This window comes from Nostoc sp. (genome assembly GCF_036917755.1).
GTDB lineage: Bacteria > Cyanobacteriota > Cyanobacteriia > Cyanobacteriales > Nostocaceae > Nostoc.
This window is the reverse complement of the sequence record NZ_JBALFC010000040.1, coordinates 1-26,227: the sequence shown is the minus strand read 5'-3', so window position 1 is coordinate 26,227 and position 26,227 is coordinate 1. Positions and strand designations below refer to the sequence as shown.

Here is a 26,227-nt window from a genome sequence, read left to right as displayed (position 1 = left end):
AAGCGGACTGCTATATTTTTGCTGAGTGTGGTTCGATACTTTTAAATCTACAGATAGAATTGCGATCGCACCAAATTTGCGACAATAATGACGGCAACCGTGATTATTGAACAATAATTTTTATGGGCTTTGGTATTGGTGATTTATTCTGGATTTTCCTGCTTCTGACTTCTTTGCAACCCCTTTGGCAAAAACGTCAAATAGAATATCGCCGCCTGCGTGCTTTACAAGAATTCCAGCAGGAACGCAAAAGTCGGGTGATTTTACTGATTCACCGCCAAGAGTCCCTTAGCTTCCTGGGAATTCCCATATCTCGCTATATTACTATTGAAGACTCAGAACAAATATTGCGAGCAATTCGCCTTACACCCCAAGATGTGCCAATTGATTTAATTTTGCACACTCCTGGTGGTTTGGTTTTGGCTACGGAACAAATCGCTAGAGCATTAATTCGCCACCAAGCAAAAGTAACAGTCTTTGTACCCCACTATGCTATGAGTGGCGGTACAATGCTGGCGATCGCCTCTGATGAAATTATTATGGATGCTAACGCTGTCTTGGGGCCAGTTGATCCCCAATTGGGTAATTACCCCGCAGCGAGTATCCTGAAAGTAGTTGAAGATAAACCCATCAGTGAGATTGATGACCAAACTCTAATTATGGCCGACCTCTCACGCAAAGCAATTCAGCAGGTACAGCGATTTGTGCGGACTCTGCTTAAAGACAGTATACCCAAACAAAAAGTTCTGCCAGAAAATATCGAATCGATTATCGAAGCCCTGACAACTGGGCGCGTCACCCACGACTATCCCATCACTATTGAGGAAGCAACAGAAATGGGGCTGCCCGTAACTGTCGGACTGCCCCATTCTATTTATGATCTCATGGATCTTTACCCACAGCCACAAGGAGGGCGACCCAGCGTGCAGTACATTCCTATGCCTTACAATGACCTCCGTCCAATTCTACCTACACCCAAGGGCAGACCCTTAGAAGAACCAAATCAGATGATTTGAGGCTTTGAGGTAGGAATTTTTGTGGCGACTAGGGTGTAGCTGTTGGTGTAGCTGTTGGTGTAGCTGTTGGTGTAGCTGTCGGCGTAGCTGTTGGCGTAGCTGTTGGCGTAGCTGTTGGCGTAGACATCGGTTTAGCCGTCGGTTTAGCTGTTGGTTTAGCTGTTGGTTTAGCTGTTGGTTTAGCTGTTGGTTTAGCCGTCGGTGTCGCCGTTGGTGTAGATGATGGTGTAGATGATGGTGTAGCTGTCGGCTGACTGAAGACTGTCTTTGCTTCTTCATTCAGCTTTTGGCGGAGTGCTAAATTAGCAATTCCAGTTTCTTGCAACTGATATTTCTTCTGATACTCCTTCACCACTGCTTCCGTCTGTGAACCATAAAAATGATCGCGCGGCAGGGGAGGATTTGGCTTCACCACTGCATTCAAATTTCTGTGCAGAATTTGAACGATGTTAGCAGCAAAATTTTGGGTTTTTGGCCCTGCTATCCCATCAACTGGTTTTAGCTTATAACCCGTCTGAAATTCACGAATTGCCTTTTTAGTTTCTTCATCCGTCAAAGCACTATTTGTTACCTTGACGTTATAGCCTAACCCCCGCAATACAGCACGGAATTGCTGGGGCGTATAGCTACGTTGAGAGGCTGCGAAACCTGTGTCTGCAATTACCACACTAGCAGTTATCAGGCAAGTAACAGCAAAGGTCGCGCTTGATTTTCCAAATCCACACCACATACTTAAAACTCCTTTGGATGAAATCAGCAGGATTATAAAGGTTAACAGCTGCATTTTAAGTTTGTTTAATAACTTTTTTCGCGATTATTTAATGATTTTTGAATAATTTGTAATTTATTTTTGTAAAATTTAACCTGTTACACAAAAGCTTCTTTATATCATCCATCTAAAGAAGTATCTTGTATTAGCAGAGATAGTTATCATTTGAATCGAATACACCCTTTAACACTAAATTATAGTATCCATGCACAGATATGCGCCTGTGTCAACTTAGAGCCAGTCCGAATTTTATGAGGCTGTTGGTCAATTCACTCTCTTGTTAAATCGCCCATCCCTAAAACATTGTTTTTGCGTTGGTTTCCCGCCCTACAATAAATTGCAGGCTAATAGCTAAAGTGCCTTGAAACTTAAGTTGACACCCATGATAGATATGCGCCTGGGGTCTACTCAACCGCAAATTGCTATGAGAAGGAGTCAGAAGACAGAATTTAGAATACCCGATGCCTAAAGTCAGGGGTTTCAGCAAGGAAAGAATTTAATATCACGCGCGTTTAAAATCGCTTGCTCTAAACCTCGATTCTCCATCCAGTCGCACAGAATCCATTCTGGATTCTGGCGGATGTATTCTGAATTCTTCTTTGGTAATTTCTCGGAAAGAGCCGAAAATTAATAAATGAAAGAGCTTATATTCCAAATATCATAAACTGTATAATATATGACAAAAGATGAAAGATGTGAAATCTTATAAGCAGCGTAATCTTTGGTTTGAAAGATTTATGGCAATTACTGCCACAGTAAATTTAGGTTTAGTTTTGTTTGATTTAAGTTACGTACCTTGGCGAGATTTTTACTTGCGAAAACTTCCCCAAATTATTAAGATTTATGACCCAATAAAAGGTATTGAAGCTCATCGAGACACAAAAAGTTATCTAGAAACAGTAGACGCATTAGAAGAACAAGTTAAGCAAACAGGGTTACAGTCGTCTCAGGTAAATAACAGGCTAATACAAATAAGTCGTCTTAGTAGCGAGATGATTGACAGCAACCCGTTTGCGGGAGTGAATAAGAGTGGTACTCTGGAAAAAATCAAAAAGCGGATGCGCGATCGCATCGGTAAGGAATCTGCAAAACAGTCCTTTGGCATTTTTTGGAGTCAGCCGTACTTATCACAACATGGCTGGATTCAAGAAATTAATTTTTTCAACCAGAGCATCCGCCCTTTGATTGCCTCTAACTACTACCGCCAAATCGGGGAAAGTGGTGAATTTGTTGATGATTTTTGGATTATTGACTTACCTTTTGTGATTTTATTTGGCGTAGAATTGCTGGGGCGTACTTTCTTGCTCAGACGCCAACATCCTGGTTTTAGCTGGTTGGAAGCAGTATTGTGGCGTTGGTACGATTTCTTTTTACTACTACCATTTTGGCGCGGGTTGCGAATCATACCTATATTAATTCGCCTCGATCAAGCGCGGTTATTGAATCTGCATCCAGTGCGAAAGCAACTTAATCAAGGGATTGTCGCCAATTTTGCCGAAGAACTTACAGAAATTGTCGTGGTGAGGGTGATTAATCAGGTTCAGGGTTCAATTAAGCGCGGTGAGTTAACGAGCTGGCTCTCGCAACAGGAAAATTTACGTCCCTACATAGATATTAATAATGTGAATGAAGTGGAAGCGATCGCCGGTCTTTTGATAAAAATAATTGTCTACGAAGTGCTACCCGATATCCAACCTGCGATCGTTGCCATTTTGCGCCACAATATCGAAACCGTCTTTGATCAAATTCCCGTCTACCGCAACCTCCAGAACCTCCCCGGTTTGGGACAAGCTCAAACCCAGTTAAGCGAACAACTAGCCACTCAAATCACAACTAATCTTTACAAAACTTTAGTTAGCGCTGTTAAAGACCCAGTAGGAGCAAAACTCACCAGTCAACTCGTACAAAGCTTCAGCGATGCCTTGGGAGCGAAAATAAAGGAAAAACACGTACTTTCCGAAATTCAGAGTTTACTTTTTGACTTCTTAGAGGAAATCAAACTCAACTACGTCCAGCGTTTATCCCAAGAAGACATAGACCAAATTATCGAGCAAACCAGGCAGCTACGAACACAAGTATCAGTTCCAGCAGTAATTGATAAAAGTACTACTCTGCCAGAAATACGCCAAGGGTAGAAAGAGTAGGGGAGTAAGAATTTTAGATTTTAGATTTTAGATTTTAGATTGAAATTTAATCCAAAATCCAAAATCCAAAATCCAAAATTGAATTGCCCTGTTTGGCCAATGCACGACTATCCAATAAATGCGCTAAACTCGATTTAGGGCGAACCATCATTGGTTCGTCACAAGACTTCTTGGAAGATATACCTATCGCAGGAAGTGGGTCGATGCCCACTTTTTTTATTGAATTCTCTCATGGCTCATCCTTTAATTCCACAAATTATTGATTTGGCGACACCAGTGGCAGAAGAACTGGGATTGGAAGTGGTTGGCGTGGTTTTTCACACTAACCAAAGTCCACCAGTGTTGCGAGTAGACATTCGCAATCCTCAGCAAGACACTGGGTTGAATGATTGTGAGAGGATGAGCCGTGCTTTAGAAGCCTTCTTAGATGCTGCCCAAATCGTTCCAGATGCCTATGTCTTGGAAGTGTCTAGTCCTGGTATTTCGCGGCAACTGTTAACAGACAGGGAGTTTATTTCCTTTAAAGGATTTCCTGTCATCATCACCACCTCGCCACCCTACGACGGACAACAAGAGTGGACTGGCCAGTTGATTCGCCGGGATGAGACAGCACTTTACTTAAACCAAAAAGGTCGTGTAGTCGAAATTCCCCGCTCCCTAATTACTAAGGTGCAGCTAGACGAGCGCCGATAAACGAGTGATTAAAGGCTAGAGGCTAGGGACTAGGGACTAGGGATTGGAGGAGCACAAGAGCAGAGGAGCACAAGAGCAGAGGAGCAGAGGGGAAGTTGCTGCAAGTCTTTCCCCTTTGCACCCAATGCCCAATGCCCCATGACGCCAGTCGCTCATGGGGGAAACCCCCAAGACCGCGCTGGCTCCCCCATGCCCCATGCCCAATGCCCAATGCCCAATGCCCAGTCCCTAGTTCCTAATTTTTAAAGGAGATTGCTTATGTCAATGGTTACTTTAGCTGGATTAAAAGAATTAATTGAAAGTATAAGTCGCGATCGCAATTTACCCCGGCTTGCAGTTCAATCAGCGATTAGAGAAGCACTACTCAAAGGCTACGAACGTTATCGTCGCGCCCAAAATTTAGAACGCAAACAGTTTGAGGAAGATTATTTTGAGAATTTTGAAGTAGAACTCGATATTGAAGGAGAAGGATTTCGCGTTCTTTCCACCAAAACCATTGTCGAAGAAGTCAACAACACAGACCATCAGATTTCCCTAGACGAAGTTCAACAAGTCGCTCCCGAAGCGCAGTTAGGGGACTCTGTAGTGCTGGATGTTACCCCCGACCAAGGAGAATTTGGTCGGATGGCGGCGATGCAAACCAAGCAGGTACTAGCGCAAAAATTACGGGATCAACAGCGCCAAATGGTGCAAGAAGAGTTCCAAGATTTAGAAGGAACTGTTCTGCAAGCAAGAGTCCTGCGGTTTGAGCGGCAATCGGTGGTTCTGGCAGTTAGCAGTGGCTTTGGCCAGCCAGAAGTCGAAGCCGAATTACCGAAGCGGGAACAGCTGCCCAATGATAATTATCGGGCAAATGCCACCTTCAAGGTATATCTCAAAAAAGTCTCTCAAGGTCAGCAACGAGGGCCACAGCTGCTTGTGTCTCGTGCTGATGCTGGTTTGGTGGTTTATCTTTTCGCCAACGAAGTCCCAGAAATCGAAGATGAAGTGGTACGGATTGTTGCCGTAGCGAGGGAGGCAAACCCCCCTTCCCGTTATGTGGGTCCCCGGACTAAAATAGCAGTAGATACTCTCGATCGCGATGTAGACCCAGTAGGCGCTTGTATCGGAGCCAGGGGATCGCGAATTCAAGTGGTAGTCAATGAATTACGCGGTGAAAAAATAGATGTAATTCGCTGGTCGCCAGACCCAGCCACATATATTGCCAATGCCTTAAGTCCAGCACGGGTGGATGAAGTGCGCCTGATGGACCCAGAAACCCGGCAAACTCACGTACTCGTAGCTGAAGATCAATTGAGTTTGGCCATTGGCAAAGAAGGACAAAATGTGCGTTTGGCAGCCCGCCTGACTGGTTGGAAAATTGACATCAAAGATAAAGCTAAGTATGACTATGCAGGAGAGGATGCCAAATTTACAGCTGTCAGAGCAAAATATCAAACAGAAGAAGATGAGCTTGACTTTGAGGAAGAATTAGAGGATGAAAATCAGGACGAATTAGAAGAGGAGGATAGTTTTGACAATAACGATGATGAATAATTGATTAATTTTGTAAAGTTTTGATAATGTTGATTGTAGTCTCAGTCTCAAGGATTATTTTCTCAAAAGCGACTTGGTATAAGTAAAAAATAGTAATAATAAACTTCTTTTTACACCCAGAATGCTGGAGTGAGATCACAGAGAATCGATGAAACCAAATTATCGGCGCTGTATTAGTTGCCGGAAAGTAGGCTCAAAAGATCAGTTTTGGCGGATTGTCCGCGTCTTTCCATCGGGAAAGGTACAATTAGATCAGGGCATGGGGCGTTCTGCCTATATTTGTCCAGAAACGAGTTGCTTACAAGCGGCTCAAAAAAAAAATCGACTAGGGCGATCGCTACATGCATCAGTGCCAGAAACACTGTACCAAAGCTTGTCGCAACGTCTAGCCCGCAGCAATACCCAAAACCAAATTTAGTTGGAACAACTTTGTGGCGTAATCACCAGAGGAATTGTGTCGAAAGCCGAAGTCGTGCTTTCATCACACCCTCTGTTGATCGTTAAGGTTAGTGCCAAAATAGTAAATGGGTGTAAAAAGCATTTCGGCTCTCCAATAATTAAGAGGGACGAGGCAACATTCCCAGAACAAGATGTAATAGATTGTGTTGTGGAAGACTCAGAATCAACAAAACAAGAAACTACAAAATGGCAACCTGGTAGCGCTCAGGCGCAGTTCGGCGTCAAGGCTTCCCGTAGAAATCTTTTATTTAAGGAATTTTTATGGATGCCCCTCAACCATCATTCCTGGTGGGGATGCCATTATTAAACCGAAACATCTCTCTTTCCTGATTGGAGGCACCGGCAAAAACTGAACGGCAACCTAAAAACAGTAATCCAAGGATGGAGATGTCGCAAGCCAGGCAACCATCCGCTAAAACTGTAACTTAAAGGGGAAGAGTGGATGAACAACGGCAAAGTTAGAATCTATGAATTATCAAAGGAATTGAATTTGGATAACAAAGAGCTATTAGCAATTTGCGAGCAGCTCAGCATCTCGGTCAAAAGCCATAGCAGCACGATTTCAGAATCCGAGGCAGAAAGCATCCGGGCGGCAGCAGAAAAACTGCCAGCTACGAATGTGTCGGCCAAAAAGGAACTAGGTACAACCAGCCATAAGCCAAATTCACCACCTAACGGCGGACGTAACCGACCTGCTGCACCCCACAAACAGCAAATTTTGGAAATACGCAAACCCAAAATATTGAGAAATACTACCTCCAACGCCCCAGAGGCGTCACTTGCTAACAATACCCAAGCTGCCTTGTCTGAAGCTAATCCTCCCTCTCCTCCACGGCCTTTTGCGACACCAGTCTCACCCATGAAGCCGGCGGCACCAACTCGACCTGTACCCCGGAATCAATCTGAGACCCAAGAGCAACCTCCTGTCATCGACTTGGAACAAACGCCAAATCAAGATCAGGTATCGGAAAAAATACCAGGGCAAAAACCGGAAAAAATAGTTCCACCCAGACCGAAGTCGGAAAAACCGATCAAACCGCAATTAGTTGCTCCTCCAGCCAGACCGGCGGCGGAAGAAGCCCAGGTGGCAGACGAGCCGGTATCTCAGACAGATAAACCGATCCTCAAACGCGACCAACGGCTACGACCCGTGGAAGGCGATCGCGATCAAATTAAGCCCAAAGTTGCTAAACTGCCAACTGACCAGTCCCCACAAGCTGCACCACAAAGAACAAGTCGTCCTACCCCTTCACCCAGCAGACCAGAGCAGAGGGGCAATAGACCAGCTGCACCATCACAACTAGGAGAGGGGCAACGACCCAGACCAGCACGTCCAGGTGAATCAGCAGCCGCAATGCCGATCGCGACTCCACCCAGACAGATGTCAGGAATAGCGGGCAAATCTGATGGATTAGGTGATGATGTAGTCGCACCTGATCTCCTCGATTTGAAACGCCCAAGTCCGCCTCGCCCAACCAAAGGTGGTAAAAAGTGGGTAGAAGAGGAAATTATTGACGAAGTTAAAGAGAAGGCTAAAGCTGGGGTCAAAGGCAAGCGGATCAAGCCAATACTTGATGATGAGTTTGAAGAAGATTTGCTGGATGATGACGATCTCGACTCACCAGCCACCGTCCAAGTCAGCCTTTCCATCGCCCGTCCTCCGAAACCCAAAGCGACTCGACCTGTACAGATGCCAGGCGCAATCCTTGCTAGCGCCCCAACTGCAAGAGGGAGAAAGTCTGGTTCCAAGTCTGGTTCCAAGTCTGGTTCTGGCCGCGACCATCACCAGAACCGTCGCCAAGAAGCCGAGGCCAAGCGTGACCGTCCCGAAAAAGTGGTGGTAACAGGGCCGTTGACTGTGCAAGAACTGTCTGACGTTTTAGCCGTTCCTGATACAGAGATTGTGAAAATCCTGTTCCTCAAAGGCATGGCTGTGAGTATCACCCAAAATCTGGATATTCCCACAATTACCCTAGTAGGAAAAGAACTAGAAATAGAAGTCGAAACCGCCGAGCGAGAAGCAGAAGCTCGGAAAATTACGGAAATGGTCGGTGCAGAAGACCGAGAATATCTCCACCGCCGTCCGCCAGTCGTGACAATTATGGGTCACGTAGACCACGGTAAAACAACCCTGCTCGACTCAATCCGCAAAACGAAAGTGGCTGCTGGCGAAGCTGGTGGTATTACTCAACACATCGGTGCATACCATGTGGATGTCGTACATGAGGGCAAACCACAGCAGATAGTCTTCCTAGATACCCCTGGTCACGAAGCCTTTACAGCTATGCGGGCACGAGGAGCGCGGGTAACAGACATTGCCGTGTTGGTAGTAGCTGCTGATGATGGTGTCCGTCCCCAAACCATTGAAGCCATTAGCCACGCCCAAGCTGCGGGAGTGCCAATTGTGGTTGCAATCAACAAAATTGACAAAGAAGGGGCACAACCAGAGCGGGTGAAACAAGAACTGACTCAGTATGGTCTGACCGCAGAAGACTGGGGCGGGGAGACAATCATGGTTCCCGTGAGTGCTATCAGAGGTGAAAATCTGGATACGCTCTTAGAAATGATTCTGCTGGTAGCAGAAGTTGGAGAACTATCTGCCAACCCAGATCGTTCCGCCAAAGGAACTGTGATTGAAGCACATCTGGATAAAGCCAAGGGAGCAGTTGCTACCCTGCTAATTCAGAATGGCACCCTGCATGTGGGAGATATCTTAGTAGCTGGTTCGGCTTTCGGTAAAGTCCGGGCGATGGTGGATGACAGAAGCAAGAGAGTAGAAATTGCTTCTCCTTCCTTTGCTGTTGAGGTGTTGGGTTTAAGTGATGTGCCAGCCGCAGGCGACGAGTTCGAGGTCTTCCACAACGAAAAAGAAGCCAGGGCACTAGCTAGCGATCGCGCAGATAGACAACGCCTATCCCGCCTGTTACAAGGACGTGTTACCCTTACAACCCTGTCGGCTCAAGCACAAGAAGGCGAGTTGAAAGAACTCAACTTGATCTTGAAAGGAGACGTACAAGGTTCGGTGGAAGCCATTGTGGGAGCGCTCAAGCAAATCCCGCAAAACGAAGTCCAAATTCGGATGCTGTTAGCGACTGCTGGGGAAATTACCGAGACAGATATCGACTTAGCAGCTGCCAGTAACGCTGTAATTATTGGCTTCAACACCACCTTCGCCAGTGGCGCCAGACAAGCCGCCGATGAAGCCGGTGTAGATGTCCGGGAATACAACGTGATCTACAAACTCCTGGAAGACATTCAAGATGCCTTGGAAGGTCTTTTGGAACCAGAGTTGGTGGAAGAACCCTTGGGTCAAACCGAAGTACGTGCCGTCTTCCCAGTCGGTCGCGGTGCGGTTGCCGGTTGCTACGTTCAATCAGGCAAGCTAGTTCGCAACTGCAAAGTCAGGGTGCGACGTGGCGGTAAGGTGATCTTTGAAGGCGTCCTTGACTCCTTAAAACGTATGAAAGAAGATACCCGTGAGGTCAACGCCGGTTATGAATGCGGTGTCGGCATAGATAAATTCAATGATTGGGTTGAAGGTGACATCATCGAATCCTATCAAATGGTTACGAAGCGCCGCACTCTCACCTTAACGAGATAGTGTTGAGGGTAAAATGGTTAGAAGTTAGGAGTGATAAATTAGGAGTTAGGAGTTAGCAGCCTTTAACTCCTAACTCCTAACTCTTAACTCACAACTTTTTATAATATGCATTCATTTCGCTCTGAACCTATTTTGTGGATTCACGTCGCTGGATTGGCGACATTGCCTGTTTTTTTAGTCCTCTGCTTATTGTTCCTGTCTGTAGGCGAGCCATTTTTGCCAGTCTGGATGGAGCTATTCTTAGTTGCCGCCATTGGTGTTCTGCCCCTGCTATGGATGCAGTTGCGCCGCCCTTTTTATATATTTGCTCTTTTAGGAATAGCCCTGAAGCCAGAAAATCTGACTGAACGGCAGCGAAAAATTCTCTGTTTAATTAATACAAAGTTAAATCGTATCCTAGCTCTAGTTGCAGCAGTATTATCGGTTTGGGTGCTGTGGCATCTCTACCAAATTGCTCCATTAGTAGCAAATTCAGCTAAATTTCTCCCACAATGGCGCAGTGTTGCATTAGTGCTTGCGGGATTAGCCTTTTTGGGCAGCAATCTTTTTTTACAAATACCTGTGAGTGTAATGCGAGTTTTGGTGATGAATGAGACAGAATTCGCTGGTATAGAGCCATTATCTTTAGAAAAGATTAAGCAAGATTTCACAATTTTAGGGGTGCGGGTTAATCAAATCGTGCCCCGATTATTGGAATCCCTGTTTAAGATTAATACAGATTCATAGCAGCCCCTAAAGTATATTATTTCACTTTAAAGGGCTACAAATAAATAGCAGAGAGCAGGGGAAGCAGGGGGAGCAGAGGAGAATAATTTATAACCAATGCCCCATGCCCAATGCCCCATGCCCAATACCCAATACCCAGTTACCGTTGTACTTAAAACAAAGGAATGAGGAACTATGGCTCAAATTCCAACTTCTAGCGATTGCCAATTTTCTGCTGATACTGAAATTTGGTATAGTCTCAAATATGCGATTTCCACGAGTTCCGGTTTTCAGCGCTGGCAACTAGAACGCGATGCTCAATTACAGGGAATTCGCTTGGAACAGCAGGTACAACGGTATTTAAGGGAAACTTTAGAAACTTTAGCTTACTAACTAAATACAAAATACAGCAGAATTCGGGAGTCAGAATTCAGAATTCAGAAGTAAAACAGTCTTTATACCTGGGTTTGAGACGAATCGTTGTGTATTTCACTTTCCTTAAAATCTGCTGTATTTGATTTTTGAAAAAACTCCGTACACTCAAAAAGTCTTCTTTCCTACTGCCTACTCCCTACTCCCCACTCCCAGCCTACGCAAATAATTATGGCTACGCCACGCTGCGCGAACAGGAATCAAACCGGATTCCTATACATGAGCTTATTATCATCTGCAAAGTGCAAATATCTCTTACTCTCAACTTTTGCAGCATCTATAATTAATCTTGCCCTCTGAATAGTTCGTTACCATGTCGGAAGAAGATATCCGGGCCGCCAGGCTGGAGAAAGTAGAACAACTCAAGCAGCTAGGGACTAATCCCTATGCCTATCGTTGGGAATCTACCCATCATGCAGCGCAGTTGCAAGAAAAGTTTGCCGATTTACCCAGTGGCGAAGAAGTTGATTTAGAAGTTGCGATCGCTGGACGCATTATGGCGCGTCGCGTTTTCGGGAAATTGGCTTTCTTCACTTTGCAAGATGAAACCGGCACAATTCAGCTTTATCTAGACAAAAATCGCATCCAAGAAGGTATGGCAGAAATTGATGCCGATGCCTTCAATCACCTGAAGCAACTTACAGATGCAGGTGACATTCTGGGAGCCAAAGGTACTATTAAACGGACTGAAAAGGGCGAGTTATCTGTCTACGTTAAACAATATACTATCCTCACCAAATCCCTGTTGCCCCTACCCGACAAGTGGCATGGATTAACGGATGTTGCCAAGCGCTACCGTCAGCGCTACGTTGACTTGATTGTTAACCCGGAAGTGCGGCAAACTTTCCGCCGTCGCGCCCAAATTACTGCTGGTATTCGTCGCTATTTGGAAGAACGGGATTTTTTGGAAATTGAAACGCCTGTTTTGCAAAGTGAAACTGGGGGTGCAGATGCACGTCCATTTATCACTTACCACAACACTTTAGAAATGGAATTGTATCTGCGAATTGCCACAGAACTCCATCTCAAGCGGTTGATTGTGGGTGGTTTTGAAAAGGTGTTTGAATTGGGGCGAGTTTTCCGCAATGAGGGAATTTCGACTCGCCATAATCCCGAATTTACGACGATTGAAGTTTACCAAGCCTACGCAGACTACAACGATATGATGGCGCTGACAGAAGGGATTATTACCACTGTCGCTCAAGAGGTACTCGGCACATTGCAAATCACCTACCAAGGCGAACCGATCGATTTGACACCACCTTGGCGGCGGGTGACAATGCACGATTTAGTTAAAGAATTTACGGGGTTGGATTTTAATTCTTTCCAAAGTTTGGAAGAAGCAAAAACAGCAAGTAAAAATGCTGGGATTCCTGGTGTAGATGAAGCCAAATCAATTGGTAAGTTACTAAATTTAGCTTTTGAAGAGAAGGTAGAGGCTAATTTAATTCAACCTACCTTTGTAATTGATTACCCTGTAGAAATTTCGCCCTTAGCAAAACCTCACCGTTCTCAACCTGGTTTGGTGGAAAGATTTGAGTTATTTATCGTCGGGCGAGAAACTGGGAACAGCTTCTCAGAACTTACCGATCCCATCGAGCAAAGAGAACGCCTAGAAGCCCAAGCTGAAAGGAAAGCTGCTGGTGACTTAGAAGCGCAAGGTGTAGATGAAGACTTTTTGACAGCCCTTGAATATGGGATGCCGCCTACAGGTGGTTTAGGAATTGGAATTGATCGGTTGGTAATGTTATTAACAGATTGTGCCAGTATTCGGGATGTGATCGCCTTCCCTCTACTCAAGCCTGAAGGCAGCGTTATTAAGCAATTTAGCTATGATCCAAAAACTCAAACACTGACTATTGAATTTGATAGTGGAAGTGTTTACGAGTATTTCAAAGTACCTCCTAGTGTCAAGGAAGACTTAGACAATGCACCGTCTAAAGGTCAGCATTTTAACAAGTTTATTAAAGGTAAATTTAAGTATGAACAATTGAGTTGAGATCGTAACTGCCATTCAACATTAGGGTGCGTTATGGCTTTTGCCTAACGCACAATTTTCTTTTGACCTTTTATTTACGGATGGTCGTAGATTAATAATCTTGCTGACTCGATATATCTTTTGAGGGGCGATCGCTACTCCAAGCCCACCACACAGAACCACAGTGGCAATAGTAGAACTCCTGCCATTTGCGACGATGGTCTTCTGTAAGTACAGGCGATCGCCGATTTAGCCAAACTTTTTCAGCTTCCAAGCTACTTGAGCGGCAACTAGGACAGCAAAACTCGTAAGCGTGTGTTGCTTCATTCGTCCATTCAGGCGGGATCGGAACAAAAGCGTCCATGATTGATTAGGACAGGGAGTAGGGAGTAGGGAGTGGGGAGTAGTATTGAAAAACGCTGTTAAACGACACAATCAGTATTCTCACAAATCAAAGATTAACACGATTGATAACTAAAGCTCCATTGTGAAAAAGTCACTATCTACTCGGACACACGTTTGTCAGTGCGGATGCAAACTGGATAGAGATCACAACGCCTCTCTAAATATTCTTAATTTAGGATTGGGTACGGTAGGGCATACCGGAACCTTTGCGCTGGACGCAAGCAACGCTTCAAGAGATTCAACCTCTACTTTAGCTGGAGTAATCCTGTTAGAGCAAGCTGTCTCGTAGATAGAAGAATCCCTGTACTTGTGATTGTCAGGGAGTGTCAATATGCACATTATGGCTAATAATTAAATTTATGGAGCCAAATGTTGAAATTCGCCGTTTGTTAGATGTGATGCCTGCTTCTGGTCGGATGACGACAAAACTTGTTAGTAAGCCACAGCAGGCAAAAGTGATTGATGCCTCCTTTCCTCAACCCTGGAATCAGGCACGACCGATATATATTAATTTTGATTTGTGGCATCGCTTGACAAAGCCGCAACGAGATTTGCTGTTGTTGCAGATGGTTAGCTGGTTGACGGGGGTGAAGTGGTTTAAACCCGACATTTATCAAGGTGTAGTGCTGGCTGGGCTATTAGGCGGATCATTGGAAGCAGTACAGTCAGATGTGGTAGGTGTAGCCGTAGCTGGGGGATTAAGTGCGATCGCTGCTTTTCGTATCTGGCGCACTAATAAATCTCAAGAGTCAGAATTAAATGCCGATGCAGCAGCAATTAAAATAGCACAACGGCGCGGTTATTCAGAAGCCGAAGCAGCACAACACCTGTTATCTGCAATTGAAGCGGTAGCTAAAATTGAAGGGCATTCCAGTTTAAATTTTAGTGAGTTGATTCGTTGCCAAAACTTACGAGCGATCGCGGGTTTATCACCAGTAAGTATGCCAGAAAGTTATGATAAGTAGAGTAAATGTCTGTGCTGACCATTTATAGCAACATTGAAAGTGAAAACTCTTTAGGTGGGTTTTTCACAGCGATCGATCCCAAAACGTCTAAATTATTGATTCGGAATTCTGAATTCTTCTTGTTTAACTTAAATTCTGTCAGTTACTAACGGAGTTGATAGGAATGGGTAACTTTATTATTTTTGCCTTGATAGTGGTTTATGGAGGCGGCGTTTGGAAGTTTTGGAATGGGTTTGGGCGGACTAATTTCAATCCAACTTTGACCAATCGTATTGGTTTATCTTTGCTATGGCCAGCTTTGTTTATTACAAATCAATCCTATCGTCGAAACTTTAGAAAGGCGTTGAAGGGCTAGAGTTTACTATTAAGTCTAAGTTCATCCGATCCTGACGGTGGCATATATAGCCTTTCCTAATCATATAAGGTACATCATAGTCCCGTCCTCGCTTGCTCTTAGGGGCTGGGGGTGGGCTTCTTGTACCTCATAAAGGCCGAGAACTGCTATATCTCAATATAAATGTAACGCCCCAACCTCTCTTCCCGACTAGGGAAGAGAGGTTGGGTTTGTTCCTTTTAGCAAGGAGAGGAATTAGGGAGGGATAAGTTCGTTAACCGTTGGAAGTATTTCAGTTGATGAATTTACTTGGTTAATACATGGATTACTCCACCTACAGCTGCACCATCAACAGCATTGCCAAGGGTATCTCTACTATCGCCGGTAATTACGCCAGTCAATGCGCTAGCCCCTGCACCGACTCCGACATCTTGACCAAGGTTTCGGTGACGAGGATGGTTTCTTAAACCATTTGCACCATTGACTGCTGCACCAGTGACACCACCCTTAACAGCATTGCCTAATACACTACCATTTCCCCTAATAGCTCCTGTTACCACATTGGTAACAGCTCCAATACCTGCATCTCTTAGTACTTGGTCATCAGCAGCAGCCGGTTTCGCGGGAACTAAGGTGACACCAGCTAAACTTGCAGCCATGAGGCTGGGTAGAAGTGTGCGTTTTAGGATGTTATTCATTGTGTTACCTTCTCAAAACATCAAACAATTGGCTAAAAACCAAAGTCACTGCGATCGGATAAAATCTGATTTCATCTGAACAACGGCAACTATTTATTGTTTGAGAACATCTATATCATCGCATTTGCAAAGTCATAACTGCATCTACTGAAAGCATGAATCTAGATTCAGTCCAGAGAAGCCCTTACTAATTTATTAGGTAATGCTAGGGATTACGTATTGACAAAATCAATTAAAGATGGTAAGGCGATGTGAAAGTTGCATTTTTTCATTACTACCAAGCGATTTCTAATGATAAATCGCGTAGCGTTTACCCTATCTATCTAAAGATAGTTGCCAAAATAATTAAACTAACTCGTCGGGGTTAATATTTAATTCTCTTAGTTTAGCAGCCAGCCGTTGCGTCACCGAACAGCCCATCGTAGACATCGCTCCCATCCTGTTTGTAGCAAATTACCCTGATTACCCCACCAGCGCAGCCAGGGTAACTCTAGATTCGGTTAATAAGTAATAGCATTTTTTATAGTTAGTTGCGGGGGTAGTGTGCTTGCGATGCCTCAGCTACCTACAATAGATTGAACTTCTATTAGTGGTTGAATTTCTGTTTCAATTTGAGCCTCAACAAAAGGCGTATAAATTGGAATATCAGCTTGTATAGCTTCAAAGCTCACAACTAAAGAGTATGGAACGCTAGCTTCCGGATCGTTATTCCAACCTTCATGTCCAACAACTGCAATAGAAAATGCTTCTGTAAGTTCAAATGAATTTACAACAGCCCAATCCTTCTGAAGAGTTCCTGCACTTCTAGATACACCTTTAATTATTCCGTGATGATTTTGTTTGCCGAGCATCCATTTAAAAAGACCTTCTCCCTTCTCTGCATCCTCTGGAGCATCAAACTCTTTCAAAACTCTAGCCTTAAAAAGTTCTGGATCTTCTCCTTTTTTACTACATTCCCAATCAAGCCAAGTTGAAAGGTATTTTCGGCGATTTCTACGGGTTCGACGTGGTTGGGCTTTGTATGATAAAGTAACCTCCACAAGAATCTTAAATGCCTCTCCTTGAGAACGTAATTGTTCTGGAAGTTTTACTTGGTAAACATGAGCTTGTTTAGCGACAATGCGGCGCTCTCCTGTTGTCATCAAAGTGATTCGATTGGGAGAATTACCTAAAGCACGATCAACATCGGGAAGACCATAACCAATTTGACGTAGAATGTGCAGTTTATCACCACTATATTCCACTATCCATTCTGGCCATCTTGCTGATTGTACTATTAATGCACGGTAAAGAAGGCAACTTTCATTAGGTAACTCGGCAGCAAGACGTGCTGCAACATGGCTTACTTTTGGTGCTGCAAAAGAAGTACCAACTTTATCAGCCCTAATCGCTGGGCCACCGTTTAAAGTTGAGCGTACTAATTCGGGACAAACATCTTTAGGGAAAGTGATATTTGGTGGTGTAGCTTCATCTTTCACTAAATCCCCACCATATTCAACTACTTCTGGCTTAATTGTTTTCCAAATTCCCAATCCACAGCATGAAAATGCTGATGGTTTATCACTTTGTGAAATAGAATAATCGGGGGGTAAGTTATAAGAAATTGAAGCAATAGAACCAACCGTTAAAGCTTGAAAACTTTGTGCTGGATCAGCAATTCTACAAGAACTATCTAATAAATAATCTGGATATATTCTATTTGCAGCAAGATGTTCTTTGACAGATAATCTTGTAAAGCCAATTTTACCATCTAGAGGTAAGTTTCCTGCTGAGACAATAAAGAGAATATAATTTTGCCATGTTAGATTATCAATAGCTGACGCCCAAGCACTCATATATCGAGTTCTACAAGGAACAGAAGCATTGATAGAATGATTAAATAATCTTGTTCCGGCTTGTGTTTGGTAAATTCCTACAATCTCATCTAGAAGATTAGGTGGAAATAGTTGCTTAGGTAATTTACATTTTTCATCTAAAACTCTTGCATTTTGAATCCAGAAAATACAGTTTTTACCTTCTGTACGAGGTATAGTTCTTGGATAAAGAACAGCACCGGCTACACTAGTTCCGTGTCCACCATTAACATAATCAGCAGTTTTATTTATCTCTCCAGGAACCCAAGATATAGAGTTTACTGAGTCAATTGCTGCTTTTAGTAATGGATGTCTTTCTTGAATACCACTATCTATAATACATACTTTGGGAGCATTCAATTATGGAGTTTCTAGTTGAAATAAGGGGAAGAAAGAATCATATAATTTTTCTTTTTGAAGAAGTTCTATATCAAGGGAAATACCAAGAATATATCCATCCTCCAATTCAGCAATTACTTCAATGCCAAATGTTCTAAGTCTATCTGCATCGAAATAAGAAGGATCTATCTTTAAAATAAGCGAGATAGGATAGAGAACTTTAGATTTGTTCTTTTCTTCACGTTTTTCTTGAGTATCTTGCCAATCAAATATTAAGGTTTCAATAGAAACCTTTAGTTTATTGCCATGTTCTTGGCGATTACCCAAATTAGCAACTGTTATTGGATTTCTTATTAATGCACCTGGTAGCGATGCAGCACGTCCTTCTGTTGTCAGCCTAAGCGGAATATGCGGAAAACTCTGAGAACTTTCAACCATTTATTTATCCAGACACCAAAAATTAATACTAGGAAACTTTGATTTCTGCGATTGCTTCTTCTAAGTGTTCCTGAATCACTAACTCTTCTCGCTCAAGGATTGCTCTTTTAGCTGCATCTTGTGCAACCCTTACAGCTTGAGCCGCAGAAAAATCTCTCATCTGCTCAATGATCCTTGGCCAGTTGATAGATCCCACTACAATTGCAGATAGTGTTTCCTTTAGTATAAATTCTAGCTCTTGTTCTCCGGGTTTGGGTACTGCAATCAAATCATCAAATCTTCTCCAAAGGGCAGTATCTAGAGATTTATTTAGATTCGTAGCTGCTACTAAAAGCCCAGAAGACGGTTGATATTCGTCCAAAATTTGAAGAAATGTATTTACTACTCGTTTAATTTCTCCTACTTCTTGAGAGTCTTCTCGTGTCTTAGCAATTGAGTCACATTCATCAAGAAACAATAAACATGGACTTTTTGAGGCATCCTCAAATACAAGTCTTAAATTGCTAGCAGTTTCCCCTAAAAAAGACGACACCATTGCATCAAACCGAACTTTCAGGAGTGGTAAACCTGTATTCCAAGCTAAACGTTCTGCTCCTAGCGTCTTTCCGCAGCCAGGAGGCCCATATAGAAGAATTTTTTGTCTGTAACGCAATCCATGATGAGCAAGCCTATCTCTTGCCGCATACTCGCGTTCAATTCGGCAGAAACGTTTCTCAATATTTTCTGGCAACACCATATGATGCCGCAAATTGTCCCTTGGTATGATAGTTACCAGAGGAAGATTAAATCGCTTACTGGTTGGTAATTCAGTTAAAGCCTGTAAATTTTGTGGTATTGAAAAAGCAGGTTTGCTGATGTTAGTAGGCTTCTCTCTCTGGCTTTTTTTAGTGATATTCTCTAACTGGTCAGCTAAGAGAGTATGTCCCTTACTGCGTTCTTCGTCAATCACTAAATATGTCAGCTTGTCAATCGCCTCTTGATCTGAACTAGCGATCGCCCTAAAAAATCTCTTGAGAAGCTCTGCTTTCATACTGCCTCTCAGTATAAATAGTAATTTTTTATCAATTTAGTACTATTGTACTATATTATGTATTGCATCGTAAATTATAACGCGATCAGCTTGTCCCTAATCATTATATTAAGTTATGTAAACTAAAAATCCTTTTTCTGCTTAGGAATTTAACATATCTAACCATAAGAAATTGCTTTAAGGTCTATATCATCTTCCCCTTCAATCAATAACAAAGTCATCATATGTCCCTCAACACACCCTGTTAATCTGAAATCAGACATAGCTTTTAGTTCCTCCATAGAAACTTTCTCTGAATAATATTTAAATATCATTTGAATTGCTTTATCTTTATCTAGATAATACTGATAGCTACTATCCTTTTGCATCAAATGTTCTACAATTTTTGTTATCCGGGCTAGAAGTACGTCTCTTTCGTCAGAAACTTCCTGCATAACTTCCTCCCAATTAGTAACTTATTACTCCAATTATAGTTAATCTTCCTTTAAATAAAAAAAGGTAGGCTCTTTAGCCCACCCCACAAAATTTTGAGAATATTCTGTTGCTATTAACCCAACAATTGTTTAGCCTTAGCTAACACGTTATCAACGCTAAAACCAAACTTCTCTAAACAAACATTGCCTGGAGCCGAAGCACCAAAGCGATCAATACTAACAGTATCGCCTTCAGTACCTATGTACTTGTGCCAACCGAAACTGCTACCAGCTTCTACAGACAAACGCTTGGTGATAGCTTTCGGCAGAACGGACTCTTTATAAGCTGCATCCTGTGCTTCAAACAGTTCCCATGAAGGTAGCGAAACAACACGGACTTTCTTACCTTCAGCCGTGAGTTTTTCGGCTGCGCTGACGGCGAGGCTCAATTCTGAACCAGTGCCAATCAAGATAATCTCAGGTGTACCTTGGCTATCCACCACGGTGTATCCACCCTTCGCCACCTTTTCAATGGATGTACCAGGCAAGTTGGGGACGTTTTGACGGGTGAACGCCAACAGAGACGGAGCATTTTGCTTCGCCTTTTCGATCGCTATTTTATAAGCGCCAGAGGTTTCGTTACCGTCTGCGGGACGAAACACGGTTAAATTAGGAATGGCTCGCAAGGAAGCCAGAGTTTCAATGGGTTGGTGCGTGGGGCCATCTTCACCTTGTCCAATGGAATCGTGAGTCATCACCCAAATTACGCCAGCTTGGGAAAGGGCGGATAAGCGGATGGCAGCACGCATATAATCTGTGAAGATCAAGAAGGTCGCGCCGTAGGGAATTAATCCCGAACTGTGCAACGCGATACCATTACAGATTGCGCCCATACCATGTTCCCGCACCCCAAAGTGGATGTTGGGGTTTTCGTATTGCCCTTTTTGAAAGTCGCCCTGTCCCTTGATTTCGGTCAGGTTGGAGTGAGTCAAGTCAGCTGAACCACCAATCAATTCAGGTAAAACTGTCGCTAGTTTGTTGAGGCAAGTTTCTGAGTGTTTGCGGGTGGGCAATCCTTTGTCTTCGGGCGTGTAGGTGGGTAGTACTTTGTCCCAACCATCGGGTAGTTTGCCGCTTATGTAGCGTTCAAATTCAGCCGCTTCTTGGGCATACTTAGCTTTGTAGTCCGCAAAGGTCTTGTTCCATTCGGTTTCGTAACCTGCGCCGCGCTCAACGGCTTTGCGTGTGTGGTTGAGAGCCTCTTCGGGTACTACGAAAGGCTCGTATTCCCAACCCAAATTTTTCCGAGTCAATGCTATTTCGTCTCCACCAAGGGCAGCACCGTGAACACCAGCAGTGTTTGCTTTATTGGGGGAACCGTAACCAATGGTAGTTGTTACCTTAATCATTGATGGCTTATCGGTTACAGCTTTAGCTTCGGCGATCGCTTTTTCAATCGCCGCTAAATCGGTATTACCATCTTTGACGTGCAGAACGTGCCAACCGTAAGCTTCAAATCGCTTGGAAACATCTTCGGTGAATGCCACATCTGTGGAACCATCGATCGAGATGTGGTTGTCGTCGTACAGAGCGATGAGTTTGCCTAATCCCAAGTGTCCTGCGAAAGAAGCCGCTTCACCGGAAATACCTTCCATGTTGCAACCGTCACCTACAATCACGTAGGTGTAATGGTCAACAATCTTGGTATCGGGTTTGTTAAATTTTGCGGCAAGGTGCGCTTCGGCGATCGCTAAACCGACGGCATTGGCAATTCCTTGACCAAGTGGCCCGGTGGTGACTTCCACGCCTGGGGTCATGAAGTTTTCGGGGTGTCCAGGGGTTTTGGACTCCCATTGACGGAATTGCTTGATATCTTCAATGCTTACACTGTCGTAGCCTGTCAAGTAAAGCAGGGCATACTGCAACATCGAGCCATGACCGGCAGACAAAACAAAGCGATCGCGGTTAAACCATTTGGGATTCTTGGGGTTAAACTTCAAAAAGCGATCCCAAAGTACAAAAGCCATCGGAGCCGCGCCCATTGGTAGTCCTGGGTGTCCCGATTTGGCCTTTTCTACGGCATCAACAGCCAAGAAGCGGATCGAGTTAATACAAAGTTCTTCGAGGGACAGTTCTTTGAGGGATTGGGTTGCAACAGTCATAATCTCTTGTTTTTAACGACGGGTTAGCATTCTTGGTAGCTTCTCTTGCTGGGGTTATTTTAGATTCCCCACAGTATCCTCATCATCCCATTCCCGCTTGTGGATGGACAAGCGGGATCTCCTGAGTTTCTGGTGATAAATCAAGCTAATAATTGGGTCATGCTGAACGCTTAAATTATATCGGAATGATATTTCTGATACTTTGGGCATGGGGCATGGGGCATTGGGCATGGGGCATTGGGCATTGGGCATTGGGCATTGGGCATTGGGCATTGGTTATTCCCCTTGTCTCCCTCATCCCCCTCATCCCCCTCATCTTCCTCTGCCTCCTGCCTCCTGACTTTTTTTAAACGTATTTCTTAAAGGCCAGTGTGACATTATGACCGCCAAACCCAAAAGAATTGGATATTGCCACTTCAACTTTTTGAGCGCGGCTAGAATTAGGCACGTAATCTAAGTCACACTCTGGATCGGGATTTTCCAGATTGATTGTTGGTGGAATTTGGTCATTAGCGATCGCCAGTACTGTTGCCACTGCTTCAATACCTCCAGAACCACCTAATAAATGACCTGTCATCGATTTGGTGGAGCTAATTGCCACTTTATAGGCATATTCTCCCAAGGCTTTTTTGATTGCTGAGGTTTCAGTTGAATCATTAGCTGGGGTGCTAGTGCCGTGGGCATTAATGTAGCTAATCTGTTCGGGAGTTATTCTGGCATCTTTGAGAGCTAGTTCGATCGCTCTAGCTGCTCCGAGTCCACCAGGTACGGGGGAGGTGATATGGTAGGCGTCACAGGTCATCCCATAGCCGATCATTTCGGCATAAATGTGAGCGCCGCGACTGATTGCGTGTTGCAGTTCTTCTAGAATTAAAATTCCTGAACCTTCACCCAAAACAAATCCGTTGCGATCGCGGTCAAAGGGACGGCAAGCTGTAGTCGGGTGATCATTGCTAAAAGAGAGTGCCTTGCAAGCGGCGAACCCAGCTATCGACAATGGTGTGACAGCTGACTCCGTTCCCCCGCAAATCATCGCCTGGGCGTATCCCCCTTGAATGAGACGAAAAGCATCTCCGATGGCGTTGGAGCCAGCAGCGCAGGCAGTTACAGGACACGAGTTTGGCCCTTTAGCACCCGTGTGAATTGCCGTTAATCCTGCGGCCATATTGGCGATCATCATCGGGATCATAAATGGACTACAGCGATCGGGGCCACGGTTGAGGTAGATAGTTTGCTGGTCTTCTAATACCTTGATGCCACCAACGCCAGAACCGATCATGACACCTACCTGTTCTGCATTCAGGTCATTGATCACTAACTCCGCGTTAGATAGAGCCTGTTTTGCTGCCGCAACCCCAAATTGGGCAAATCGATCCATACGCTTGGCCTCTTTGCGCTCCAAGTAATCATGTGGATCGAAGTTTTTCACTTCACCAGCAATGCGGCAATCATGGCGAGACGCATCAAATAATGTGATGTAGTCTATGCCATTTCGTCCACTCAATAATCCATCCCAATATTCTGTTGCTGTGTTACCTATAGGTGTAATCGCGCCAACACCAGTTACAACAACGCGTTTACGTGTATGATCTGTCATGATTCAGTTAAAAATGGCGAAAAAGCAGCAGGCAAAAAATTCGAGACTAGCGACTAGTACCGCTTGGCGTAATTCGTAATTCGTAATTCGTAATTCGTAATTACGTTTTAGCAAGGGTTTCAGACATTACAAATGGGTGGCTTATTTACGCCGTGCTGTACTAGGTACTGTTTAGCCAGCGCAGTAAGAGCGTCACCCGAAGGGTCTTAAAGATTTCCTTTATGAGAGACTGGCGTTAGTGTCAGCGTTAGCGACGTTCCTAACGTCACCCTTCGTGTGACTAGGTGCTGAAGAAAAATCTCCCCAATCCCCAGTTAAGCTGATGCTGTAACTTTGTTATTGATGTAATCTACTGCATCTTGAACCGATATAATCTGCTCGGCGGCTTCGTCGGGAATTTCGATATCAAATTCTTCTTCCAAAGCCATCACCAGTTCAACGGTATCCAAGGAATCTGCTCCTAGATCGTCCATAAACTTGGACTGGGGTGTGATTTTGGCAGGGTCTTCAACACTCAATTGGTCGGTGACGATTTTCTTCACCTTTTCAAAAAGTTCCGTTTGGCTCATAAATAATAAAAGTCCTTAACCAGTTGCGAGAATCTGCTCATTTAGAGGAGACATTGTTTTGAGCATACACATCTTATCTTGACATCCTCACCGTCCTAAAGGAGCAATGATTCCTCACCACCCTACCACCCCAACGGGAAGTAGTTGCTGAATGGGGTTGACGCTTCAACAAGCACAGCCTCTACTGAGGTCTTACACGCTCTCCACGTCCGTTTTGAGTCTCGGAATGCCCTCCCGCGACTAACGAACACAAGCAAAAAATGACTTGCTTTGAGCTTCTGGGATAGATTTTAGACAATTGCCCAGTTGCTTTTCTCTACGCCTGCTCTCACCGTAACTGTTTCAACGTGTCTTGAGCCTAGAGAGGGATTTTTAACTCCATTCGCAGTTTATCAAAAAGCCGCCCTAGAAGTGCGTAGCTCTCCATTTTTTCGGTCAAGATCGCCCACATACTGCCAAGGGTTTTTCTGTGAGAAAACCTTTCTTGTAAAAAGAATGGGGTAAGTTTTCTCTTAACACTTGGGCAATGGAGCGTGCTACGCGATCGCTGATCCCGTGTAAATGCTTCGGCTTTCCAATTATTGCTAAAATTTTTTACAATGTCTCGATCAGTATTTACAGCCTTGCTAGCAATCAGAATATTTAGACGCGGCAGCTTTGAACCCAGACGGTTAAATAATTCGTAATTCGTAATTCGTAATTCGTAATTAAGTTTTGTGACTCTTATTTAGACCCCGACCCAAAACTTGTCGGTTATTGAATCGGGGGATTTAAACCCACGGTACTCGGTTAAAGGGTCGCCCAATGTCAAACATCAGAACTTCGGTGCTAACAAGGAATGATAAAACAGTTATTGTTTAGAGCGATCGCTCTAACCCAAACATACTTCTATGCTATCTCACACCCTGAAATACGCTTACTTCCCTGGTTGTGTTGCCCAAGGCGCCTGTCGGGAACTTTACCAGTCAACTCAAGCGCTTACGCAAGCACTAGGGATTGAATTGGTTGAACTTAAAAAAGCTGCTTGCTGCGGTTCTGGCATATTTAAAGAAGATTCTCAACTGCTCGAAGATACAGTCAACGCCAGAAATATTGCCTTAGCAGAAGACTTAAATCTGCCTTTACTTACTCATTGCAGCACTTGTCAAGGTGTTATTGGTCACGTCAACGAACACCTGAAAGAATGCCAGACTACTAACCCTGCTTACATTGAACAGGTTAATGGCTTGCTGCATAAAGAAGGCTGTTCACCTTATCGCGGCACTGCTGAGGTTAAACATCTCCTTTACGCCTTAGTAACAGATTACGGTTTAGAGGAAATTACCAAACGTGTCACCCGGAAGTTAACTGGATTAAAATGTGCGGCTTTTTATGGCTGTTATCTCCTCCGCGCCCAAAAATCTATGCCCGATGATGACCCCTTCCAACCGGAAGCGATGGAAAATATGTTTCGGGCGGTGGGTGCAACACCAATTTATTACCGAGGGCGGACGCAATGTTGTGGTTGGCCGCTTTCTAGTTATGCCACTACCCAATCTTTCAAAATGGCGGGGATGCATATTCAGGACGCTTTGGCATCTGGTGCTGACTGTATAGTTACGCCTTGTCCTTTGTGCCACTTAAATTTAGATTCGCGTCAGCCAGAAGTAGAAAAGGTGATTGAACAGAAGCTAGGTTTACCAGTGTTGCATTTACCCCAGTTGATTGCTTTGGCTCTTGGGGTTAGTCCAAATGAACTGGGTTTAGACCGTCACATTGTTTCTACAAAGTCTGTGTTGGAGAAATTAGGATTTTAGTTTATGAATTAGAAATTTTGAGTTAAAAGGTGCAACTGCCGAGTTAAAAGGTGCAACTGCCGAGTTAAAAGGCTCAATTGCCGGGTTAAAAGGCTCAACTGCCGGGTTAAAAGGCTCAACTGCCGAGTTAAAAGGCTCAACTGCCGAGTTAAAAGGCTCAACTGCCGAGTTAAAAGGCTCAACTGCCGAGTTATATCATCGTGTAGGGGCACGGCATGCCGCATTGGTGTCAACTTAAGCAAAAAGGCAGCATTAAGATGTAATCTAAGAACATCGGAATTGATGTTCTTAGTGA

General features: G+C 44.1%; 26 protein-coding genes and 1 pseudogene. 15 read left to right on the top strand and 12 right to left on the bottom strand.

Translation table 11 applies throughout. The features are described from left to right. Positions 1 to 122: 122 nt before the first annotated feature. Positions 123 to 1,016 (top strand): SDH family Clp fold serine proteinase, encoded by an 894-nt coding sequence (locus tag V7L05_RS10580; RefSeq protein ID WP_335164116.1) that lies wholly within the window; start codon positions 123 to 125, stop codon positions 1,014 to 1,016. 28 nt (positions 1,017 to 1,044) lie between these two features. Here V7L05_RS10580 and V7L05_RS10575 read toward each other — a convergent pair whose 3' ends face one another. Further along, positions 1,045 to 1,746: a peptidoglycan-binding protein gene (locus tag V7L05_RS10575; RefSeq protein ID WP_335164115.1), complete on the bottom strand. Its 702-nt coding sequence runs from the start codon at positions 1,744 to 1,746 to the stop codon at positions 1,045 to 1,047. Between the two features lie 725 nt (positions 1,747 to 2,471). On the opposite strand from V7L05_RS10575, the gene V7L05_RS10570 reads away from it, so the two are divergent. From V7L05_RS10570 to lysS, 10 genes are all read left to right on the top strand, one after another. Beyond that, a complete protein-coding gene (locus V7L05_RS10570; RefSeq protein WP_335164114.1) occupies positions 2,472 to 3,920 on the top strand; it encodes a hypothetical protein in 1,449 nt (482 codons plus the stop codon). 240 nt (positions 3,921 to 4,160) lie between these two features. After that, positions 4,161 to 4,622 (top strand): ribosome maturation factor RimP, encoded by a 462-nt coding sequence (gene rimP, locus V7L05_RS10565; RefSeq protein ID WP_335164113.1) that lies wholly within the window; start codon positions 4,161 to 4,163, stop codon positions 4,620 to 4,622. A gap of 95 nt (positions 4,623 to 4,717) precedes the next feature. Next, positions 4,718 to 4,861: a hypothetical protein gene (locus V7L05_RS10560; RefSeq protein ID WP_335164112.1), complete on the top strand. Its 144-nt coding sequence runs from the start codon at positions 4,718 to 4,720 to the stop codon at positions 4,859 to 4,861. Between the two features lie 19 nt (positions 4,862 to 4,880). Beyond that, on the top strand, positions 4,881 to 6,158 hold the full coding sequence (gene nusA, locus V7L05_RS10555; RefSeq protein WP_335164111.1) for a transcription termination factor NusA: 1,278 nt from the start codon (positions 4,881 to 4,883) through the stop codon (positions 6,156 to 6,158). Positions 6,159 to 6,306: 148 nt separating this feature from the next. After that, positions 6,307 to 6,576, top strand: coding sequence for a YlxR family protein (locus V7L05_RS10550; protein ID WP_335164110.1), 270 nt, complete (start codon positions 6,307 to 6,309; stop codon positions 6,574 to 6,576). 36 nt (positions 6,577 to 6,612) lie between these two features. After that, a complete protein-coding gene (locus V7L05_RS10545) occupies positions 6,613 to 6,924 on the top strand; it encodes a hypothetical protein (RefSeq protein WP_335164109.1) in 312 nt (103 codons plus the stop codon). 135 nt (positions 6,925 to 7,059) lie between these two features. Beyond that, positions 7,060 to 10,218, top strand: a complete 3,159-nt coding sequence (gene infB / locus V7L05_RS10540; RefSeq protein ID WP_335164108.1) for a translation initiation factor IF-2 — start codon at positions 7,060 to 7,062, stop codon at positions 10,216 to 10,218. A gap of 105 nt (positions 10,219 to 10,323) precedes the next feature. Then, a complete protein-coding gene (locus tag V7L05_RS10535; protein ID WP_335164107.1) occupies positions 10,324 to 10,944 on the top strand; it encodes a low-complexity tail membrane protein in 621 nt (206 codons plus the stop codon). A gap of 174 nt (positions 10,945 to 11,118) precedes the next feature. Continuing rightward, positions 11,119 to 11,316 carry a hypothetical protein gene (locus V7L05_RS10530; RefSeq protein WP_335164106.1) on the top strand — a complete coding sequence of 66 codons (198 nt, stop codon included), beginning with the start codon at positions 11,119 to 11,121 and terminating at the stop codon, positions 11,314 to 11,316. Positions 11,317 to 11,668: 352 nt separating this feature from the next. Next, positions 11,669 to 13,354 (top strand): lysine--tRNA ligase, encoded by a 1,686-nt coding sequence (gene lysS / locus V7L05_RS10525; protein WP_335164105.1) that lies wholly within the window; start codon positions 11,669 to 11,671, stop codon positions 13,352 to 13,354. A gap of 91 nt (positions 13,355 to 13,445) precedes the next feature. Here lysS and V7L05_RS10520 read toward each other — a convergent pair whose 3' ends face one another. Then, positions 13,446 to 13,697: a hypothetical protein gene (locus V7L05_RS10520; protein WP_335164104.1), complete on the bottom strand. Its 252-nt coding sequence runs from the start codon at positions 13,695 to 13,697 to the stop codon at positions 13,446 to 13,448. A 120-nt stretch (positions 13,698 to 13,817) separates the two neighbouring features. Here V7L05_RS10520 and V7L05_RS10515 point away from each other — a divergent pair. From V7L05_RS10515 to V7L05_RS10505, 3 genes and pseudogenes are all read left to right on the top strand, one after another. Next, positions 13,818 to 14,027 (top strand): annotated as a pseudogene (locus V7L05_RS10515) (zinc ribbon domain-containing protein); the annotation flags it as partial. 70 nt (positions 14,028 to 14,097) lie between these two features. Then, on the top strand, positions 14,098 to 14,703 hold the full coding sequence (locus V7L05_RS10510) for a DUF3318 domain-containing protein (RefSeq protein ID WP_335164103.1): 606 nt from the start codon (positions 14,098 to 14,100) through the stop codon (positions 14,701 to 14,703). Positions 14,704 to 14,866: 163 nt separating this feature from the next. Then, the gene (locus V7L05_RS10505; RefSeq protein ID WP_118167650.1) at positions 14,867 to 15,058 is read left to right on the top strand and encodes a hypothetical protein; all 192 of its coding nucleotides are present in this window, start codon (positions 14,867 to 14,869) and stop codon (positions 15,056 to 15,058) included. A gap of 284 nt (positions 15,059 to 15,342) precedes the next feature. On the opposite strand, the gene V7L05_RS10500 is transcribed toward V7L05_RS10505, so the two are convergent. The 9 genes from V7L05_RS10500 to acpP all read right to left on the bottom strand — a co-directional run bounded on the left by V7L05_RS10500 (position 15,343) and on the right by acpP (position 24,136). Continuing rightward, a complete protein-coding gene (locus V7L05_RS10500; RefSeq protein ID WP_334952402.1) occupies positions 15,343 to 15,735 on the bottom strand; it encodes a hypothetical protein in 393 nt (130 codons plus the stop codon). Between the two features lie 557 nt (positions 15,736 to 16,292). Then, on the bottom strand, positions 16,293 to 17,948 hold the full coding sequence (locus V7L05_RS10495) for a S8 family peptidase (RefSeq protein WP_335164102.1): 1,656 nt from the start codon (positions 17,946 to 17,948) through the stop codon (positions 16,293 to 16,295). After that, positions 17,949 to 18,365: a hypothetical protein gene (locus tag V7L05_RS10490; RefSeq protein ID WP_335164101.1), complete on the bottom strand. Its 417-nt coding sequence runs from the start codon at positions 18,363 to 18,365 to the stop codon at positions 17,949 to 17,951. 28 nt (positions 18,366 to 18,393) lie between these two features. Continuing rightward, positions 18,394 to 19,395, bottom strand: a complete 1,002-nt coding sequence (locus V7L05_RS10485) for an ATP-binding protein (RefSeq protein WP_335164100.1) — start codon at positions 19,393 to 19,395, stop codon at positions 18,394 to 18,396. A 158-nt stretch (positions 19,396 to 19,553) separates the two neighbouring features. Further along, positions 19,554 to 19,829, bottom strand: coding sequence for a hypothetical protein (locus tag V7L05_RS10480; RefSeq protein ID WP_335164099.1), 276 nt, complete (start codon positions 19,827 to 19,829; stop codon positions 19,554 to 19,556). Between the two features lie 113 nt (positions 19,830 to 19,942). Beyond that, positions 19,943 to 21,970 carry a transketolase gene (gene tkt / locus V7L05_RS10475; protein WP_335164098.1) on the bottom strand — a complete coding sequence of 676 codons (2,028 nt, stop codon included), beginning with the start codon at positions 21,968 to 21,970 and terminating at the stop codon, positions 19,943 to 19,945. 54 nt (positions 21,971 to 22,024) lie between these two features. Beyond that, the gene (locus V7L05_RS10470) at positions 22,025 to 22,243 is read right to left on the bottom strand and encodes a hypothetical protein (protein ID WP_335164097.1); all 219 of its coding nucleotides are present in this window, start codon (positions 22,241 to 22,243) and stop codon (positions 22,025 to 22,027) included. A 73-nt stretch (positions 22,244 to 22,316) separates the two neighbouring features. After that, entirely contained in the window at positions 22,317 to 23,567 is a 1,251-nt protein-coding gene (gene fabF, locus V7L05_RS10465) for a beta-ketoacyl-ACP synthase II (protein ID WP_335164096.1), read from the bottom strand. Between the two features lie 314 nt (positions 23,568 to 23,881). Continuing rightward, positions 23,882 to 24,136, bottom strand: coding sequence for an acyl carrier protein (acpP, locus tag V7L05_RS10460; RefSeq protein ID WP_335164095.1), 255 nt, complete (start codon positions 24,134 to 24,136; stop codon positions 23,882 to 23,884). Positions 24,137 to 25,026: 890 nt separating this feature from the next. On the opposite strand from acpP, the gene V7L05_RS10455 reads away from it, so the two are divergent. Beyond that, positions 25,027 to 25,932 (top strand): CoB--CoM heterodisulfide reductase iron-sulfur subunit B family protein, encoded by a 906-nt coding sequence (locus V7L05_RS10455; RefSeq protein ID WP_335164094.1) that lies wholly within the window; start codon positions 25,027 to 25,029, stop codon positions 25,930 to 25,932. 8 nt (positions 25,933 to 25,940) lie between these two features. On the opposite strand, the gene V7L05_RS10450 is transcribed toward V7L05_RS10455, so the two are convergent. Further along, the coding region (locus tag V7L05_RS10450; protein ID WP_335164093.1) for a hypothetical protein at positions 25,941 to 26,227 on the bottom strand (287 nt) is incomplete at its 5' end.

What these genes read in the sequence shown, in the direction of transcription:
- V7L05_RS10520 (WP_335164104.1), bottom strand. Translation starts at nt 13,697, where the DNA reads ATGGACGCTTTTGTTCCGATCCCGCCTGAATGGACGAATGAAGCAACA.
- V7L05_RS10535 (WP_335164107.1), top strand. Translation starts at nt 10,324, where the DNA reads ATGCATTCATTTCGCTCTGAACCTATTTTGTGGATTCACGTCGCTGGA.
- V7L05_RS10575 (WP_335164115.1), bottom strand. Translation starts at nt 1,746, where the DNA reads ATGTGGTGTGGATTTGGAAAATCAAGCGCGACCTTTGCTGTTACTTGC.
- V7L05_RS10550 (WP_335164110.1), top strand. Translation starts at nt 6,307, where the DNA reads ATGAAACCAAATTATCGGCGCTGTATTAGTTGCCGGAAAGTAGGCTCA.
- V7L05_RS10570 (WP_335164114.1), top strand. Translation starts at nt 2,472, where the DNA reads ATGAAAGATGTGAAATCTTATAAGCAGCGTAATCTTTGGTTTGAAAGA.
- V7L05_RS10470 (WP_335164097.1), bottom strand. Translation starts at nt 22,243, where the DNA reads ATGCCCAATGCCCAATGCCCAATGCCCAATGCCCAATGCCCCATGCCC.
- V7L05_RS10510 (WP_335164103.1), top strand. Translation starts at nt 14,098, where the DNA reads ATGGAGCCAAATGTTGAAATTCGCCGTTTGTTAGATGTGATGCCTGCT.
- lysS (WP_335164105.1), top strand. Translation starts at nt 11,669, where the DNA reads ATGTCGGAAGAAGATATCCGGGCCGCCAGGCTGGAGAAAGTAGAACAA.
- V7L05_RS10505 (WP_118167650.1), top strand. Translation starts at nt 14,867, where the DNA reads ATGGGTAACTTTATTATTTTTGCCTTGATAGTGGTTTATGGAGGCGGC.
- tkt (WP_335164098.1), bottom strand. Translation starts at nt 21,970, where the DNA reads ATGACTGTTGCAACCCAATCCCTCAAAGAACTGTCCCTCGAAGAACTT.
- V7L05_RS10480 (WP_335164099.1), bottom strand. Translation starts at nt 19,829, where the DNA reads ATGCAGGAAGTTTCTGACGAAAGAGACGTACTTCTAGCCCGGATAACA.
- acpP (WP_335164095.1), bottom strand. Translation starts at nt 24,136, where the DNA reads ATGAGCCAAACGGAACTTTTTGAAAAGGTGAAGAAAATCGTCACCGAC.
- rimP (WP_335164113.1), top strand. Translation starts at nt 4,161, where the DNA reads ATGGCTCATCCTTTAATTCCACAAATTATTGATTTGGCGACACCAGTG.
- V7L05_RS10500 (WP_334952402.1), bottom strand. Translation starts at nt 15,735, where the DNA reads ATGAATAACATCCTAAAACGCACACTTCTACCCAGCCTCATGGCTGCA.
- infB (WP_335164108.1), top strand. Translation starts at nt 7,060, where the DNA reads ATGAACAACGGCAAAGTTAGAATCTATGAATTATCAAAGGAATTGAAT.
- V7L05_RS10580 (WP_335164116.1), top strand. Translation starts at nt 123, where the DNA reads ATGGGCTTTGGTATTGGTGATTTATTCTGGATTTTCCTGCTTCTGACT.
- V7L05_RS10455 (WP_335164094.1), top strand. Translation starts at nt 25,027, where the DNA reads ATGCTATCTCACACCCTGAAATACGCTTACTTCCCTGGTTGTGTTGCC.
- V7L05_RS10490 (WP_335164101.1), bottom strand. Translation starts at nt 18,365, where the DNA reads ATGGTTGAAAGTTCTCAGAGTTTTCCGCATATTCCGCTTAGGCTGACA.
- nusA (WP_335164111.1), top strand. Translation starts at nt 4,881, where the DNA reads ATGTCAATGGTTACTTTAGCTGGATTAAAAGAATTAATTGAAAGTATA.
- fabF (WP_335164096.1), bottom strand. Translation starts at nt 23,567, where the DNA reads ATGACAGATCATACACGTAAACGCGTTGTTGTAACTGGTGTTGGCGCG.
- V7L05_RS10530 (WP_335164106.1), top strand. Translation starts at nt 11,119, where the DNA reads ATGGCTCAAATTCCAACTTCTAGCGATTGCCAATTTTCTGCTGATACT.
- V7L05_RS10485 (WP_335164100.1), bottom strand. Translation starts at nt 19,395, where the DNA reads ATGAAAGCAGAGCTTCTCAAGAGATTTTTTAGGGCGATCGCTAGTTCA.